Annotated in this window: 14 protein-coding genes; 2 read left to right on the forward strand and 12 right to left on the reverse strand. The window is 42.4% G+C overall.

What is annotated here, in order from left to right; genetic code table 11:
• The first annotated feature begins 179 nt into the window (after nucleotides 1-179).
• Complete coding sequence (locus P3L44_RS17160) at nucleotides 180-893, forward strand: UTRA domain-containing protein (protein WP_004258469.1); 714 nt, start codon at nucleotides 180-182, stop codon at nucleotides 891-893.
• An 88-nt stretch (nucleotides 894-981) separates the two neighbouring features.
• On the opposite strand, the gene P3L44_RS17165 is transcribed toward P3L44_RS17160, so the two are convergent.
• From P3L44_RS17165 to hutU, 7 genes are all read right to left on the reverse strand, one after another.
• Nucleotides 982-2,664, reverse strand: a complete 1,683-nt coding sequence (locus tag P3L44_RS17165) for an electron transfer flavoprotein-ubiquinone oxidoreductase (protein ID WP_272661577.1) — start codon at nucleotides 2,662-2,664, stop codon at nucleotides 982-984.
• Nucleotides 2,665-2,675: 11 nt separating this feature from the next.
• Nucleotides 2,676-3,626, reverse strand: a complete 951-nt coding sequence (locus P3L44_RS17170; RefSeq protein ID WP_272661576.1) for an electron transfer flavoprotein subunit alpha/FixB family protein — start codon at nucleotides 3,624-3,626, stop codon at nucleotides 2,676-2,678.
• A 15-nt stretch (nucleotides 3,627-3,641) separates the two neighbouring features.
• Nucleotides 3,642-4,397, reverse strand: a complete 756-nt coding sequence (locus tag P3L44_RS17175) for an electron transfer flavoprotein subunit beta/FixA family protein (protein ID WP_140171467.1) — start codon at nucleotides 4,395-4,397, stop codon at nucleotides 3,642-3,644.
• A 152-nt stretch (nucleotides 4,398-4,549) separates the two neighbouring features.
• On the reverse strand, nucleotides 4,550-5,989 hold the full coding sequence (locus P3L44_RS17180) for a purine-cytosine permease family protein (protein WP_272661575.1): 1,440 nt from the start codon (nucleotides 5,987-5,989) through the stop codon (nucleotides 4,550-4,552).
• Nucleotides 5,990-6,263: 274 nt separating this feature from the next.
• On the reverse strand, nucleotides 6,264-7,403 hold the full coding sequence (locus P3L44_RS17185) for an acyl-CoA dehydrogenase family protein (protein ID WP_272661574.1): 1,140 nt from the start codon (nucleotides 7,401-7,403) through the stop codon (nucleotides 6,264-6,266).
• Nucleotides 7,400-8,584 carry a CaiB/BaiF CoA transferase family protein gene (locus P3L44_RS17190; RefSeq protein ID WP_272661573.1) on the reverse strand — a complete coding sequence of 395 codons (1,185 nt, stop codon included), beginning with the start codon at nucleotides 8,582-8,584 and terminating at the stop codon, nucleotides 7,400-7,402. The genes P3L44_RS17185 and P3L44_RS17190 overlap by 4 nt, the downstream gene beginning before the upstream one ends.
• A 57-nt stretch (nucleotides 8,585-8,641) precedes the next feature.
• The gene (hutU, locus tag P3L44_RS17195; RefSeq protein ID WP_272661572.1) at nucleotides 8,642-10,309 is read right to left on the reverse strand and encodes a urocanate hydratase; all 1,668 of its coding nucleotides are present in this window, start codon (nucleotides 10,307-10,309) and stop codon (nucleotides 8,642-8,644) included.
• A gap of 557 nt (nucleotides 10,310-10,866) precedes the next feature.
• Here hutU and P3L44_RS17200 point away from each other — a divergent pair.
• On the forward strand, nucleotides 10,867-11,760 hold the full coding sequence (locus tag P3L44_RS17200; protein ID WP_272661571.1) for a hypothetical protein: 894 nt from the start codon (nucleotides 10,867-10,869) through the stop codon (nucleotides 11,758-11,760).
• A gap of 225 nt (nucleotides 11,761-11,985) precedes the next feature.
• On the opposite strand, the gene livF is transcribed toward P3L44_RS17200, so the two are convergent.
• The 5 genes from livF to P3L44_RS17225 all read right to left on the reverse strand — a co-directional run bounded on the left by livF (nucleotide 11,986) and on the right by P3L44_RS17225 (nucleotide 16,869).
• On the reverse strand, nucleotides 11,986-12,687 hold the full coding sequence (livF, locus tag P3L44_RS17205; protein ID WP_004258508.1) for a high-affinity branched-chain amino acid ABC transporter ATP-binding protein LivF: 702 nt from the start codon (nucleotides 12,685-12,687) through the stop codon (nucleotides 11,986-11,988).
• Nucleotides 12,687-13,466, reverse strand: coding sequence for a high-affinity branched-chain amino acid ABC transporter ATP-binding protein LivG (livG, locus tag P3L44_RS17210; protein WP_272661570.1), 780 nt, complete (start codon nucleotides 13,464-13,466; stop codon nucleotides 12,687-12,689). Before livG ends, livF begins: the two co-directional genes overlap by 1 nt.
• Nucleotides 13,463-14,734, reverse strand: coding sequence for a high-affinity branched-chain amino acid ABC transporter permease LivM (locus P3L44_RS17215; protein ID WP_140171459.1), 1,272 nt, complete (start codon nucleotides 14,732-14,734; stop codon nucleotides 13,463-13,465). The genes livG and P3L44_RS17215 overlap by 4 nt, the downstream gene beginning before the upstream one ends.
• Entirely contained in the window at nucleotides 14,731-15,657 is a 927-nt protein-coding gene (gene livH, locus P3L44_RS17220) for a high-affinity branched-chain amino acid ABC transporter permease LivH (RefSeq protein WP_004258523.1), read from the reverse strand. The genes P3L44_RS17215 and livH overlap by 4 nt, the downstream gene beginning before the upstream one ends.
• A 102-nt stretch (nucleotides 15,658-15,759) precedes the next feature.
• Entirely contained in the window at nucleotides 15,760-16,869 is a 1,110-nt protein-coding gene (locus P3L44_RS17225) for a branched-chain amino acid ABC transporter substrate-binding protein (protein ID WP_004908157.1), read from the reverse strand.
• Nucleotides 16,870-16,931: the final 62 nt, after the last annotated feature.

Raw genomic sequence — 16,931 nt, forward strand, 5'->3', positions numbered from 1 at the left:
TAAGGACGAGCACCTTAAACAGCTATTTAACTCAGGTTAATCATTAGAAATAGGTATCTCCTACTAGCAAAGCCAGTAATTACTGATAAACTTGCATTCAATACAAAGTTTGTGAGTGAAATGTGGCAATAAAACAATGTTACCACTCCTTCCTTTAACAATAATTTTGAATAACAGCGATGACATTACAACCTGCATATAAGCAAATTCAGTCTTACATTTTACGCAGTATTGATTTAGGTATTTTTAAGCCTGAAACACAAATACCGACAGAATTAGAGCTATGTGCTCAATTCAATGTAAGCCGTATGACCGTGAATAAAGCCATTTCAGAGTTAAGTCAAAAAGGGATCCTACATCGTATTGCGGGCAAAGGCACATTTGTCGCCACTCAAAAACATGAGCTCCCCGTAACAAAAGCGTTTGATATTTTTGATGAGATCTCAACAAGTGGTAATAAATATAGCGGCCACCAGCTGCAACTAAAAATTATTCCCGCATCAGCAGAAATTGCACTACAGCTCGGGATTAGTGAAGGAAGTGATGTGGGCTATTGTAAAGTACTACATTTTGAAAACGATATTCCTTTAATGTTAGAAGAACGCTATGTTAACCACGCCATTGTGCCCGACTTTGTTAAGCAAAAATATGGTGACACTGAAACTCCTAGCGGTTATTTGCAACGCCATTTTCCTGTCAGTGAAATGGAACATACCATTGAAGCTGCATTAGCCACAAAATCTATTGCTCAATCATTATCAATTAAAGAAAACTCACCTTGCTTACAACTTAGCCGTCGCACTTGGACAGGTAACACTCTAATTAGCTATGTTAATATGATCACAGCTGGCTCACGTTACAAATTAAAATTACATTCTCGAATTGAGAATTAATGCAAAAATAAAAAAATGGGGCAAAATTGCCCCAAAGCGACTGATAAAACAAAAATATCAAGCACAACTACATCACAATAAATTCGTTTTACATTCCTTGATAAATAGGCCCTTCCCCTCCTTGGGGAGCAGTCCAGGTGATATTTTGTAACGGATCTTTAATGTCACAAGCCTTACAATGCAGGCAGTTTTGCGCATTAATTTGCAGTTTTTCCTCGCTTTTATTCCCTACAATTTCATAAACTCCCGCGGGGCAATAACGCGTCTCGGGCGCAGCATATTTCATTAAATTAACTTGGATAGGGACATTAATATCAGCCAGTTTTAAATGGCAGGGTTGTTCTTCTTCATGGTTAGTATTCGATAAAAATACGGAAGAAGACTTATCAAACGTTAATTTACCATCGGGTTTTGGGTAATCTATCGGTGTAAAACCCTTGGCTTCCTTTATTCCTTCATGATCCGATTGTTTTAATTTCAACGTCCACGGGGTACGCCCCTTAAATAACAGTTGTTCTGCACCAAATAGCATTGAACCAACCACTAGCCCTTTTTTCATATAGGGCTTAAAATTGCGTGTTTGATAAAGCTCTTGATATAACCAGCTCTCTTCAAATAGCTGGCGAAATTGCTTTTTAAACTGTAAATAATCAACCATTCCATTCTGGTTAGCACTGAACCAAGCTTCTGCTGCTAATAACCCACTTTTCACCGCACAATGGGTGCCTTTAATTCGGGCTGCATTAAGAAAACCTGCTTCATCACCAATTAACACACCTCCGGGAAAGCTTAGTTCAGGTAACGCGGCTAACCCACCCGCCACCATCGTTCTAGCACCATAGCTGATCCGTTCTCCACCCGATAAGAAATCACTAAAAGCAGGATGGGTTTTTAAGCGTTGAAACTCATCAAACGGTGATAAATACGGATTTTCATAATTTAACCCGACCACCAAACCCACTGCGACTAAGTTATCCCCATAATGATAAGCAAAGCCACCACCATAGGTGTGGTTATCTAGCGGCCAGCCAACGGAATGGACAACTAACCCTGCTTGATGTTGCTCTTTTGGAATTTGCCAAATTTCCTTGATCCCCAAACCATAGGTTTGTTTACCGCTCTCTGTGGCTAAATTAAAATGATTTATCAATTGCTTACCTAGCTGACCACGGCACCCTTCCGCAAAAAAGGTCATTTTTGCCAGTAAATTCATACCCGGTTGGTACATCTGTGTTGGGTTGCCTAATTTATCAAGCCCCATATCTCCAGTTGTGACGCCTATCACTTGGTTTTTATCATCAAATAACACCTCTGTGGCAGCAAAACCGGCAAAAACATCAACACCTAATTCTTCTGCCTCCACGGCTAGTGCAGCACTTATCTCCCCTAAGCTACCAATGAAATTACCATTGTTTTTCAAACAGTTTGGCAATAAAGAAAGGGGTAAATGACTCGCTTTATTTTCTTTTAGCCATAAAAAACGGTCATGGCTTACAGGTATTAAAGAAGCCGAAACCTTTTGCTGCCAATCTGGTAGCAATTCATCGAGAGCACGTGGGTCTATCACTGCACCAGATAAAATATGAGCTCCTATCTGTGCACCTTTATCAATTAAACAAACCGAAATTTCTGTTCCTTTCTTTGCCGCTAGCTGCTTTAAACGTATTGCTGCAGATAACCCCGCGGGCCCACCACCGACAATCAGGACATCGAACTCCATCGATTCCCGCTCGGGAGCCTCGTTTATTTTCTCAATATTGTCGATAGCCATGAGCCCCTCCATTACGCCAATGCTTTGTCAAATTCAGGTAAGATCTCAAACAGATCGCCAACAATGCCATAATCCGCAACTTGGAAAATCGGTGCCTCAGGATCACTATTGATAGCAACGATCACTTTGCTTTCTTTCATTCCTGCAACATGCTGAATTGCCCCCGAAATTCCTACAGCTATGTACAAATCAGGTGCGACAATTTTCCCTGTTTGTCCTACTTGGTAGTCATTTGGCACAAAACCAGCGTCTACCGCAGCACGTGAAGCCCCAACCGCAGCCCCTAGCTTGTCAGCTATCGTTTCCAATAACGCAAAATTTTCACCTGAGCTCAAGCCTCTCCCGCCTGAAATAACCACTTTTGCAGAGCTCAATTCCGCACGGCTAACTTGAGTTAACGATTGGCTTTTTAATTGACTACGCAGCGGTATATCGGCAAGGGAAACTTTCTCTATTTCAGCACTATTTTGCGTTTCATATCCTCCTGAAAATGCCGAACTACGCACCGTAATGACCACTTTCTGACCATTGTTTTGTACCGTTGCTAACGCATTCCCTGCATAAATAGGTCTAACAAAAGTTTGTGAATCAATAACTTGAGTAATATCTGAAACTTGTGCGATCCCTAACTTTGCAGCAACCCGTGGGGCAATATTTTTACCAAATGTCGTCGCTGGAAACAGTAAATGAGTATATTCTTCTGCAATATTCACCACCGCATGAGTCATCGGTTCTGCAAGTTGGTTTTTAAGGTTATCTGATTGTATTTCTAGGACTTTACTCACGCCTTTTATACTCGCAGCTAGCTGAGCGACCAATTCTGTCTCACTTCCTGCAACTAATAAGTGCAAATGGCCACCTGCGGTGAGAAGTTGTTTTGCAGCGCTAATACTATGATAAGTAGAGTTTTTTATTGTTTGATTATCATGCTCGACAACCACTAATACAGATATTTGGCTCATAGGTATTTTCCTCGATTAAATCACTTCTTTCGCTTGTAATGCACTGACTAGCTCTGTCGCACTGCTTAGCAATGTACATTGCCCCGCTCGTTTTTTGGGTTCTGAGACACTAAGCGTTCTAATTTGCCCTAATGGGATAAAATCCATATCAGTAATATCGATAATATCTAACGTTTTTTTCTTCGCTTTCATGATATTAGGTAAAGTTGCATAACGAGGTTCATTGAGCCGTAAGTCTGTTGTGATGACCGCTGGCAATGGCATTTCTAACGTTTCTAAACCACCGTCAATTTCCCTCGTAACTTGCAGTGATTGCCCTTCAAGCTTAACTTGAGAAGCAAATGTCGCTTGCGGGTAATCCAATAATGCGCTGAGCATTTGACCTATTTGATTGCAATCATCATCAATAGCTTGTTTGCCTAATAAAATAAGATCTGGCTGTTCCCTTTCTACGATTTGTTGAAGTAAACGCGCTATATCCAGTGGCTCTAGTGTTAACTCCCCAGATCTTTGGACTAAAATCCCACGATCAGCGCCAATCGCCATCGCACTACGTAATGTTTCTTGATAACCAATGTCACCGATGGAAACCGCAATCACTTCTGTTGCTTTTCCCGCCTCTTTTAAACGCACAGCTTCTTCGACGGCAATTTCATCAAATGGGTTAATTGCCATTTTGACATTCGCCAATTCAACCCCTGAACCATCGGCTTTTACTCTTATTTTGACGTTATGGTCTATCACTCGCTTCACTGCGACTAAAATTTTCATAGCAACTCCTATCCCAATTCTTCAACGATTGGTGGGTATGGTAATGTTCTAAAACCGTTTTTTAGGTTGAGAGAAACCGTAACAGTGATAGTTACACTGCTACTGGCTATCTCAATTTTTACGCTTTTTAATGCTAGTTTTTTATGAAATGGTTATTTTGTTGTCGGTAATATCAACCGATCTGCGACTGACATAGGCCATTTTTTAATCGCAACATAGTAAAGAATACTTGTTGCTACTAAGCCAACAATCCATGAAATATCGACACCACTGAGTTTTTCGACTAAAGGCCCGGTATAAAAACCTGTTGATATAAATGGTAATTGTATTAATACACCGGCAATGTAAGTGAATATCCCGACTTTATTCCAACGCCCATAGCGGCCATTTGGGTTTGCAAGTTCAGGAACGTCGTAGCGACCTTTAGTGACCCAATAGTAGTCAACTAAGTTAATTGCACTCCAAGGGGTAAAGAATGCAAGTAAAAACAATAAGAAAGCAGAGAAGAGTTTTAAAAATGAGTGCTGGCCCGCTAACCCAAGTAGTGTTGAAAAACTGACCATTAGAATAATAAAGAACAACCGTTGGCCACGAGAAATTTGGCTTTTCCCACGGAAGCCACACCAAATCGCAGCCATAGACATAAAGCTACCATAGGCATTCAATGCAGTTATTGTCACTTTCCCATAGAAAATACTGATGTATAGCAACGCCGCGATTAAACCTGTGCTGCCTAAGCCCACAATATACGAGACTTCATTACCGGCAAACTTATTGCCAGCAAGCGCTGCGGCAAAAACCCCTAAAATCATTGAGGCTTGCGTACCAATTACTGTGCCTGAACCCACAGCCAAGAAGGCTTTAATTGTCGGGGTTTTAGTCGGTAAATAACGAGAATAGTCAGCAACATAAGGCCCAAATGCAATTTGCCAAGAAGCAGACAATGACATCGCTAATAAAAAGTTCGTCCAGCTAAAATGGCGGTTTTCCAGTAATACCGAAACATCATTCATATAAAACAGACGGAAAAATAGATAAAAGAACGTAATCACGCCGATAACGCTCGCTACTTTCCCTAAAATATGAATGATGCGATAACCACAAATTGTAATGCCGATAATCACCACACCAAAAATAATAATTCCAACCCAATCAGTCACATGTAACAACTGACCAACCGCTTGCCCTGCCAGCACAGTACCACTAGCAGAAAACCCGACATACATCATGCAAACTAATAAAATAGGGATGACGGCACCGTATACGCCAAACTGTACACGACTCGAGATCATTTGTGGTAACCCCAATTTCGGCCCTTGCACCGCATGCAAGGCCATCACCGCACCACCTAATAATTGGCCAATAAACAAGCCAATTAATGACCAGAATACATCTCCGCCAAGCACGACTGCCAAGGCCCCCGTTACAATTGCCGTTATTTGCAAATTAGAACCGAACCAAAGTGTGAATTGGCTCGATAAAGTGCCATGGCGCTCGGACTCTGGAATGTAATCGATGGAACGCGCTTCGATTAAGGGGACATTCTCCTGCCGGTTTTTTTGCCCTGTAGCGATGTCGTTTGAAACTGTCATGGTAACTCCTCTTTAAGCAAGGCTGGCTTAAAGAATGAACCAATTAATCGTAATGGAACCGCAATAACTACAGTTGTAAGGTACAGTTATTAAGCATTACGCTGGGTGATGTTTTATCTGTTATTCACCCTGAATAACTAATTGAAATACATTCTTAAACCTGATTGTTGTTGTGTTTTTAATTCCATGATCCTGTTGTCAGGTAGTGCTTCCTGTGGTGCTCTATAAACGAGTAAACGCCTGTCCCGCTTACTCATTTAATACTTAAAATTAATTAGTGGGCTTCTAAAACAGCACGTGAAATAATAATTTTTTGTATTTCTGATGTCCCTTCAAAAATCCGTAAAATCCGTGCGTCACGCACATAACGTTCAAGAGGGAGGTCACGAATATAGCCGTAGCCGCCATGAAGCTGTAAAGCTGCATCCGTTACAAAACCCGCACACTCAGCAGCAAACAATTTCGCCGTAGCGGATTGCAAACTAAAACGCTCCCCTGAATCACGTAATTCCGCAGCTTGCCAGGTCAACATACGAGCCGCCTCCAATTGCGTGTGCATATCCGCAATACGCCATTGAGTTCCTTGGTATGCAGCTAAGGGTTTTTTACCAATTTGGCGTTCTTTTACCCAGCCTAAAGCACTTTCCATCGCGGCTCGAGCAATACCTAGTGACGTTGCAGCCACTTCAACACGCCCTTTATCTAAAACTTCCATGGCGGTGTGGAACCCTTTATTTTCCTCTCCCAGTAATGCAGATTCAGGTAGCCAACAATTCAATGCTAATTCATAAATGGTGCTACCCCGTAACCCCATGGTTTTTTCAGGTTGAGAAAATGCCACACCTTCAGTGCCTTTAGGGATCATAAATGCACTGATGCCACGGGCTCCCGCTTCAACATCGGTTTTAGCATATAACACAATAAAATCAGCCTCTTTGGCGTTTGTGATATAGTGTTTATTTCCTCGAATACGCCATCCGCCATTTTCACGTACAGCCACAGTACGCATATCCGCAGGGTTAGAGCCCGCAGCCGGCTCAGTTAAGCCGAATGCACCTAATAATTCCCCAGCAGCGGCTTTTGGTAACCAATGATTTTTTTGCTCTTCTGTCCCACCAATTAAAATTGAATCTGTCGCCAAAAAATGCGCCGTTAGAGCCGATGACGTCGATGCACAAGCTGCTGCAACCGCTTCCACGACCTTGCTCATCGCCACACTGCCAATACCAAAACCGCCATACTGCTCAGGTAAATTAATTCCCCAGCAGCCCATTTCCCCCAACGCTTGTAAACTTTCCGCACAAAAGGTTTCTGTCTCATCGTATCTTTGTGCATTCGGCTGTAAAATGTCATGACAAACTTTTTCTATCGCATCCACAACCGCTTGTTCTGTTTCATTAATATCAAAACTCATTGCATCGTCTCCGCATTTTTAATGGTTGTTCTCGCTGGCTTATACACTAAGTTTGCCTCACCTAATTTTGGTGCACGGCGGGTTGAATGAGGTTTATTTCCATTGAAAAAAACCGGTTGAGAAACCAAAGGCGTTCCCCCATCATTCAGGTGCGTCAGAACTTGCCTCACTTGGGCATGCTCACTTTGTGTTGCTTGGTGTAAATTATGAATGGGTGAAGCAGGAACGCCCGCGTTTAATAATATGTCACATACCTCTTCAACCGTTTTTTGGCGTGTCCAACTTTCGATTTCTTTTCTAAGTTCAGCTTGGTACTGCGTTCGGCTTGGGTCATCACCGTAGCGCGGGTCGTGGCATAACTGCGGTTTTTCCATACATTCGCAAAAGCGTTGAAATAGCTTTTCACTCGCAATCGCGATAACGACTAAACCGTCTTTTGCTTGATAGGTATCAAATGGCGTGGATACTGGGTGGCGGTTCCCCACTAAGCTCGGGGCCTTATCATTTGCAAATAAGTTTGAAAGCCCAGTTAACTGCATGCTCAATAAGACATCTACCATCGCCACATCAATATACTGTGCTGCTTCGTCATGACGCTCTCTCGCAAATAGCGCACTGCTTATCGCCCATGACGCAAACATCCCTGCACACACATCGCCAATTGACTCACCGCTACGTGTTGGCCCTGTTTCTGGGAAACCCGTGACACTCATTAGGCCTGACATCGCTTGTGCCACAATGTCATAAGCCGGGTAACTGGCAAGTGGGCTGTTTTGCCCAAAACCTGAAATACTGGCGTAGATTAATTTAGGGTTGTGCTGCTTTAAGCTATCAAAATCGATGCCAAGTCGTTGAGTCACACCAGGGCGAAAGTTTTCAACCACCACATCACTTTCTTTGACTAATTGAAATAAAATCGCTCGGTCTTCATCCGCTTTAAGGTCTAATTCAATACTGCGTTTACCTCGGTTAATCAAACCATAGTAAACACTTTCACCATCAATAAATGGCCCTAAATGGCGGCTGTCATCACCGTGGTTGGGCACTTCAATTTTGATCACTTCAGCACCAAGATCGGCCATCATACCGGTGCAATAAGGACCTGCTAACACACGGCTTAAGTCGATCACTTTGATCCCCGCCAGTGGCCCTTGTCTTTTCTGAGTTAACACAGCATTCATACTGAATTCCTTATATTCCAGAAAGTTGCCGACCGATTAAGCAGCCGGCAAAGGACATTACTTCACCATCGGCAAGTTCAAGCCTTGCTCTTTCGCACAGTTAATGGCGATGTCATAACCTGCATCTGCATGGCGCATAACGCCCGTTGCAGGGTCATTATGTAAAACGCGCGCTAAACGTTTATCAGCAGCGTCCGTTCCATCACATACAATGACGACGCCTGAATGCTGTGAGAAGCCCATGCCAACACCACCACCATGATGTAAACTGACCCATGTTGCCCCACCTGCGGTATTTAACAGTGCGTTCAATAAAGGCCAGTCTGATACGGCATCAGAGCCATCTTTCATGGATTCCGTTTCACGGTGTGGACTCGCAACAGAGCCTGAATCTAAGTGATCACGACCGATGACAATAGGGCCTTTTAACTCACCACTTTTCACCATTTCGTTGAAAGCACGCCCTAATCTTTCTCTGTCTTTTAAACCAACCCAACAAATACGTGCAGGAAGCCCTTGGAATGCGATACGCTCACGTGCCATATCGAGCCAATTATGTAAGTGCTTGTCATCTGGTAATAATTCTTTTACTTTTTGGTCTGTTTTATAGATATCTTCTGGGTCACCTGACAACGCAACCCAACGGAATGGGCCAATACCTTCACAAAATAGCGGGCGAATATAAGCAGGAACAAAGCCTGGAAAATCAAAGGCATTACTAATTCCTTCATCTTTTGCCATTTGGCGAATATTGTTGCCGTAGTCAAAAGCTGCTGAGCCACGTTTTTGCATCGTTAGCATCGCATCTACTTGTACTGCCATGCTTTTTTTCGCAGCTTTGGTCACTTCAGCAGGGGCAGTTTGTTGTTTTTCACGCCATTGGGCGAGTGTCCAACCCTGTGGTAAGTAGCCATGTACTGGGTCATGGGCACTCGTTTGATCGGTCACTGAATCAGGGGTGATATTGCGTTTCACCAATTCACTGTAAACATCAGCCGCATTACCTAATAGCCCAACAGAAACGGGTTGGCCATTGGCTTTGGCATCGTCGATATATTGCAATGCTTCATCAAGAGAAGTCGCTTTTTTGTCTACATAACGGGTTCTTAGACGAAAATCGATACGGCTTTCATCGCACTCGACCGCTATCATGCTAAAACCTGCCATGGTTGCTGCTAATGGCTGTGCTCCTCCCATTCCTCCAAGGCCACCGGTTAAGATCCAGCGCCCTGCGGCGTTGCCATTAAAGTGCTGTTTAGCAAGCGAAACAAAGGTTTCATAGGTGCCTTGAACGATCCCTTGAGAACCAATATAGATCCAAGAGCCGGCCGTCATTTGGCCATACATCATTAGGCCTTTGCGATCTAACTCATTAAAGTGATCCCAATTCGCCCAGTGAGGAACAATATTTGAGTTTGCGATCAACACGCGTGGGGCATCTGGATGGGTAGGGAACACACCAACAGGTTTACCTGATTGCACGAGTAATGTTTGGTCATCTTCCAATGTGGTCAGCACATCTAAAATTTTGTCATAACATTCCCAATCACGTGCTGCACGGCCGATACCGCCATAGACCACCAAGCTTTGAGGGTGCTCAGCAACATCTGGGTCTAAATTATTTTGGATCATGCGGTATACCGCTTCTGTCAGCCAGCTTTTACAGGTTTTCTCACTGCCACGTGGTGCGCGGATCACTCGAGTTGAGTCAGTACGGTTTAACATGGTTGTATCCCCTATCATCCATTTTTAATTAACATTAAATTAACAATTTTATTTATAATAATCTGCGAGATACCCAGTTAGTGGTGATGCACGTGCGTCTTCAAACTAATTAATTGATTATAAATCAACAGATTATTTTTCTATCAACTTGCTCGATACTATCTATTCATTGAGAGCGTTTATCGATGATTTAAATATATATACATTTACTTCACAAAGTATATACATTTAAATTTGAATTTTTATACAAAGTGTGGAGAAGGAAGAGGTCGGATAGTTATACAACAACGAGTAGATCTCTGTTTCTAGAGAAAAAGTTGTATATACATTTAAATTTAATTGTAGAAACAAGCAAATAGCTGAAATGGGAGGTACTTCACATTCCGTAAGGATAGAAAAATTAACGGTTAAAATGACGAAACCTTATCATCTTAAGATGATCGCCTGCCATCTCATCACATTGTACTTCTGAATAGGTAATATCTATTTATGCAATAATTTACCCCCTCCGTGAGATAGCCTATCCTAAAATTAAATATACCGCTAAGCGAGCCTTCATGACGAAAATTAATAAAAACGTACCCTATTCCACCGAAAATCTGCCCACTATTGATAGTAAAACATCAAATCAAAATTCATTCATCCACTTTACCAGTCGGATTAATAATGTATTAGAATCATTTTGGCATTTATTCAAATCTTCAGTGAAAAATAAAAAACGGGGATTGAATATAGAAAATAACATTGCATTTATTGAAAAATATTTCAGTATTAGTAATAAATATAAAAAAGAAATCATTCATGATGAAATATCAACTTCTATTATATTGAGAAAAAAAATAGAACGATTCAAACCTAACAAGGATGATTGTTGCACATCTACCCACCTCGGCCATTTTCATGAATGTGAAGGATTTACATTTGATAGGGACCTATCTGATAAATTCAACAAAGATTTCAATAGAATGAATGTTTACTTACATACGCCATATCGACAAGAAAATTCAGTTAAAATTAAAGATGCAAGAGTTCTCAGCGCAAAATTCGGATTAAAAAACGCACAGTTAATATCGCAGATTGCGCATCAAGGCTTTCTTGCAAATCCTGCATTTTTTTTACATCAAATAAATAAGAACGAACATTACAATATAGGAAGAAAAGCGATTCAAAAGTCTAAAGATGATAATTCAACTGAGGATATGAGAACCACATTTATTATTAAAGAAACAAAAAATGGCGATTGCATTATTGCAGCAAGTAAAAACTTTGAATATATAAATACAAGTGACGACTTTGGTAGTGCATTACCGGGATTGTCAATATCAATCGAAAGGAAAACATATCTGACTAAAAGCAATGAAGGTATTCTTAAATTAAAAAATCACAGCGGCATTTCTAAACGCATTAATGATAATAAAGATGAACTTAAAATTACAATCAAAAAAACATGAGAAAACTAATAAAAAACAATTCGAACTGTAGCGGTGTTAGTCTTGATGGACAACACCGCCACCACTCTGATGGTCATAATTGAATAACTTAGCCAGTTTCTAACTTACTGTCATTTCTAGCTTACTGCCATTTTCTAAATCATTCCCGCTGTGGCTAGAGGATATCTCAGACCCGAGTAGCTGAATGAAGCCAACAACGCCACAGCGTGAAGGATGACGAAAATTTTAGCCTCCGAGATACGCGCTTCTAACCGCCTCATTGGCTAAAAGTGCTTTACCGCTGTCTTCTAACACAATATGCCCATTTTCCAACACATAACCACGGTCTGCGAGCTTCAACGCTTGGTTGGCGTTTTGTTCGACAAGGAAAATCGTCATTCCTTCTTCACGTAGTTGTTGGATTGTATCGAAAATTTGCATAATGATAATGGGGGCAAGGCCTAAGGATGGCTCATCAAGCAACAACAACTCTGGCTGGCTCATTAAAGCACGGCCTATCGCTAGCATTTGTTGCTCACCACCTGACATCGTTCCTGAACGTTGACTTCGGCGCTCATACAGCCTTGGAAATAGCTTATAAACCCGCTCAATACGTTCTTGGTACTGCTGGCGATCAGCAAAAAAACCCCCCATTGCGAGGTTTTCTTCCACAGTCATACGAGAAAATACACGCCGCCCTTCTGGTACTAGAGCAATGTCTTCACGCATAATTTTCGAAGTGGGCAATTGAGTGATATCCACGCCTCGGTAAATGACTTGGCCTTCCGATGCTCGTGGATCGCCACAAAGGGTACTGAGCAACGTTGTTTTCCCAGCGCCATTTGCTCCGATTAAGGTCACAATTTCACCTTTTTGGATATTCAAGCTAATCTCATGTAACGCTTGAATTTTTCCATAATGGGTAGAAACTTTTTTAAACTCTAGCATCAGTAAGCTTCCCCCAAATAGGCTTTTATCACATCTGGATGTTGGCGAATCTCACTCGGTGTGCCATTCGCCAATGGCGTTCCTTGATTCACGACATAAATACGATCTGAAATTCCCATGACTAATTTCATATCATGTTCAATTAATAGAATTGAAACATTATGATGAGTACGCAACTCAGCAATTAAGTCATCCAAATCATTGGTTTCTTTAGGGTTAAGACCTGCCGCAGGTTCATCCAGCATTAAAATTTCAGGGCGAGTGACCATACAGCGAGCAATTTCTAACCGACGCTGCTGACCATAGGCTAAATTACCCGCTTGGCGATTTGCAAAGGGGAGTAAATCAACACGCTCAAGCCATTTTACCGCATTATCAAGCGCTTCAGACTCTGCTCGACGAAATGCAGGGGTTTTCAATAACCCAGAAAAAATGCCACTTTTTAAATGTTGATGCTGCGCCACAAGTAAATTTTCAATTACCGTCATTTCTTTAAACAACCGCACATGCTGAAATGTTCGGATGACACCAAGGTGTGCAATCGCCTGCCCGGTCAGTCCCTCAAGATGTTTTTCTCGATATAAAATCGTGCCACTGGTCGGCTTATAAAAACCGGTTAAACAGTTAAAAATGGTGGTTTTACCCGCCCCATTTGGGCCAATCAGTGAGACGATTTCCCCTTGATTAATAGTTAACTCAACATTATTGACGGCAAGTAACCCACCAAAACGCATTGTTAAGCCATTCACTTGTAACAAAGGCGTGGTTATATGGCTCATACGCCCTCCCCTTCAGGGACTTTTTTCACCTGCATTTGACGGCGTTTCATCGGTAATAGGCCTTGTGGTCGCCAGATCATCATCAGCACCATTAGCGCCCCTAATAGCAGCATGCTGTATTGGTTAAGGTCACGCATCATTTCCCGTGATACAACTAAGATAATTGCGGCTAAAATAACGGAGGTTTGTGAACCCATTCCTCCTAAAACGACGATGGCTAACACAAATGCCGATTCCACAAAGGTAAAAGACTCTGGACTGATAAAACCTTGTCGTGCGGCAAATAACGTCCCTGCAAATCCTGCAAAGGCTGCACTGATAGTAAATGCGGTTAATTTTATTCGAGTTGGACTTAACCCTAATGAGCGGCAGGCAATTTCATCTTCGCGTAATGCTTCCCACGCACGACCTAATGGCATACGCAGTAACCGATTGATAACAAATAAGGTTAAAACCACTAATAGTAAAGCGACAAAATACAGGAAGATAATTCGGTCACCTGGGCTGTAATCTAAGCCGAAAAAGTTATGGAAGGTGTCCCAACCCTCTTTCGCGGTACGGCTAAATTCCAAGCCAAAAAACGTCGGTTTCGGTAATTGGCTGATCCCATTTGGCCCACCCGTGATTTCGGTATTATTCAGTAATAAAATACGAACAATCTCCCCAAAGCCAAGCGTCACTATGGCAAGATAGTCACCACGTAACCTTAGCACAGGGAACCCTAGTAAAAAGCCCGCTAACGCAGCGGTTAAACCTGCAATCGGTAAACTTTCCCAGAACCCAAAACCATAATAATGATTTAATAAACCAAAAGTATAAGCTCCGATGGCATAAAAACCGGCGTATCCAAGAACCAGTAATCCTGATAACCCGACAACCACATTTAGCCCTAAGCCTAGCATCACATAAATTAATGTTAGGGTGGCAATATCCACACTTCCGCGAGAAACAATAAACGGCCAAATAATTGCAGCAATAATAATTATAACCGCAAGAATTTTTTGCTTGGTTGTCGAACCATCAAAATCAGGAATAGCCCACGCCTTCTTAGGAACTCCTTGCCAAACTTTACTGAGCGTCGGGCGAACTAATTGGTAAACAAAGATCACCACAATTCCCGCAATGATCCAGTTCCAGCGCACAGAATCCCCAATCGTCACGATCAGTTTTGTGCCATCGAGCGCAAGTTGCAAACCCATCATAAACAGCGCCAGCACGAAGAAAGTCGAGGAAGCAACAACGGCATTAATCCAATTTTCTTTTCTCATACTTTTTCGACCTCCGGGCGTCCCAGAATGCCGGTTGGCATGATCAATAACACACCAATCAATAAACCAAATGATACAACATCTTTATATTCTGTACTTAAATATGCAGAGGTCATTGCTTCTGCAACGCCTAAGATTAACCCGCCTAACATAGCACCCGGAATACTCCCAATTCCCCCTAGCACTGCCGCGGTAAATGCTTTCATTCCTGCCATAAAGCCAATATATGGGTTAATCACACCATAAAATTGCCCCAGCAGTACACCAGCTACAGCAGCCATTGCCGCACCGATAACGAAGGTCAATGAAATAACTCGATCGGTATTAATACCTAATAAGCTGGCCATTTTAAGATCTTCCGCACAGGCTCGGCAGGCTCTTCCCATCTTTGAATAGCGAATAAATAGCGTCAAAGCTAACATCGCAAGCACGGTAACCACCCAGATGGTCAATTGCATCTTAGTCACCGTGGCTTCAAAACCATCGCTTTCACCTAGAACCCATTGCCCTGTGATCAAACTGGGTAGAGCTAAATCACGTGAACCTTGTGACAGGCTGACGTAGTTTTGTAGGAAAATAGACATCCCGATCGCAGAGATCAACGCAATCAAACGCTTAGAATGTCGAACTGGCCGATAAGCAACGCGTTCAATACTCCAACCATAGGCGCTAGAGACCACGATTGCCGCAATGAAGGCCGCAGCAACCAAGATCCAGCCGATATCGATCCCAAGCATCATTAAGCCTGCGATCACAATAAAAGAGACATAGCTACCTATCATGTACACTTCGCCGTGGGCAAAGTTAATCATCCCAATGATGCCATATACCATCGTATAGCCGATAGCTATCAATGCATAGGTACTGCCAAGGGTTAAACCATTCAGAAGTTGCTGAATAAAATAGAGAATTTGATCTGACATAAGACTATCCTTTCGAACTACTTGTCCTATATAGAGAGCAGAAGCCGGAAGCAAGTTACTCACTTCCGGTTCTTATTCACTATGCTGGAACACTGCTGAGTACTATTTTACAGAGGTGGATGTCCCATCTTTGTGCCACTCAAATACACCGAATTCAAACCCTTTCAGGTCACCGTTTGGCTGCCAGCTTAATGTTCCCATGACCGTTTCGACCGGGTTTGCTTTCAAGTCTTTCACTAAATCTTCAGGCTCGATGCTGCCAGTACGCTCCATTGCCGTCGTTAAACCTTGGATAGCAGCATAAGTTGTCCAAACAAATGGCCCTGTTGGGTCTTCTTTCTTCGCTTTGATGGCATCAACAATCGGTTGGTTAGTCGCGACTTGGTCATAGCGTTTTGGTAAAGTTACCAGCATGCCTTCCGAAGCATCACCTGCAATATTCGATAATGAAGAGTTACCGACGCCTTCAGGCCCCATAAAGCGAATATTCAAGCCAGCTTGTTTAGCTTGGCGTAAGATTTGCCCCATTTCTGGGTAATATCCCCCAAAGTAAACAAAATCCACATTCTCTTTTTTCAATTTTGCGACTAAAGCAGAGAAGTCTTTGTCACCCGCTGTTACCCCTTCAAACATCACTTCTTTAACGCCGGCTTTATTGAGGCTTTCACGTACAGAGCGTGCTAAACCTTCCCCATATTGTTGTTTGTCGTGAACAACAGCAATACGGGTTGGTTTGATATCTTCCATAATAAATTTAGCGGCTGTTGGTCCTTGGTCTGAATCCAAACCTGTTGTACGCAACACCATCTGGTAACCACGCGTGGTTAAATCCGCATTGGTTGCTGCCGGGGTGATCATAATGACGCCTTCATCTTCATAAATATCGGATGCAGGCTGTGTTGAAGAGGAACATAAATGCCCAATAACATGGCGGATACCATCGTTAATGACTTTGTTTGCTACCGCAACCGCTTGTTTTGGGTCGCAAGCATCATCATATTCGACTGCCACTAATGTGTTTCCATTAATGCCACCTTTAGCATTAATATCTGCAATCGCTTGGCGCGCACCTGTAAATTCCATATCACCATATTGAGCCACAGGCCCCGACATCGCGCCAACAACCGCTATTTTAATTTCCTTTGCCCATCCCGCTGAACTGAATGCCATCGCAATACAGCCCGCTAATAATGCTTTATTCATATTCTTCATTTTATCGTCCCCGTCTTCATGGTTCTGAGTGTTTGTGTTTGATTTGTAGTAGATTATTATGG

Source organism: Providencia sp. PROV175 (assembly GCF_032707045.1).
Classification (GTDB): Bacteria; Pseudomonadota; Gammaproteobacteria; order Enterobacterales; family Enterobacteriaceae; genus Providencia; species Providencia hangzhouensis.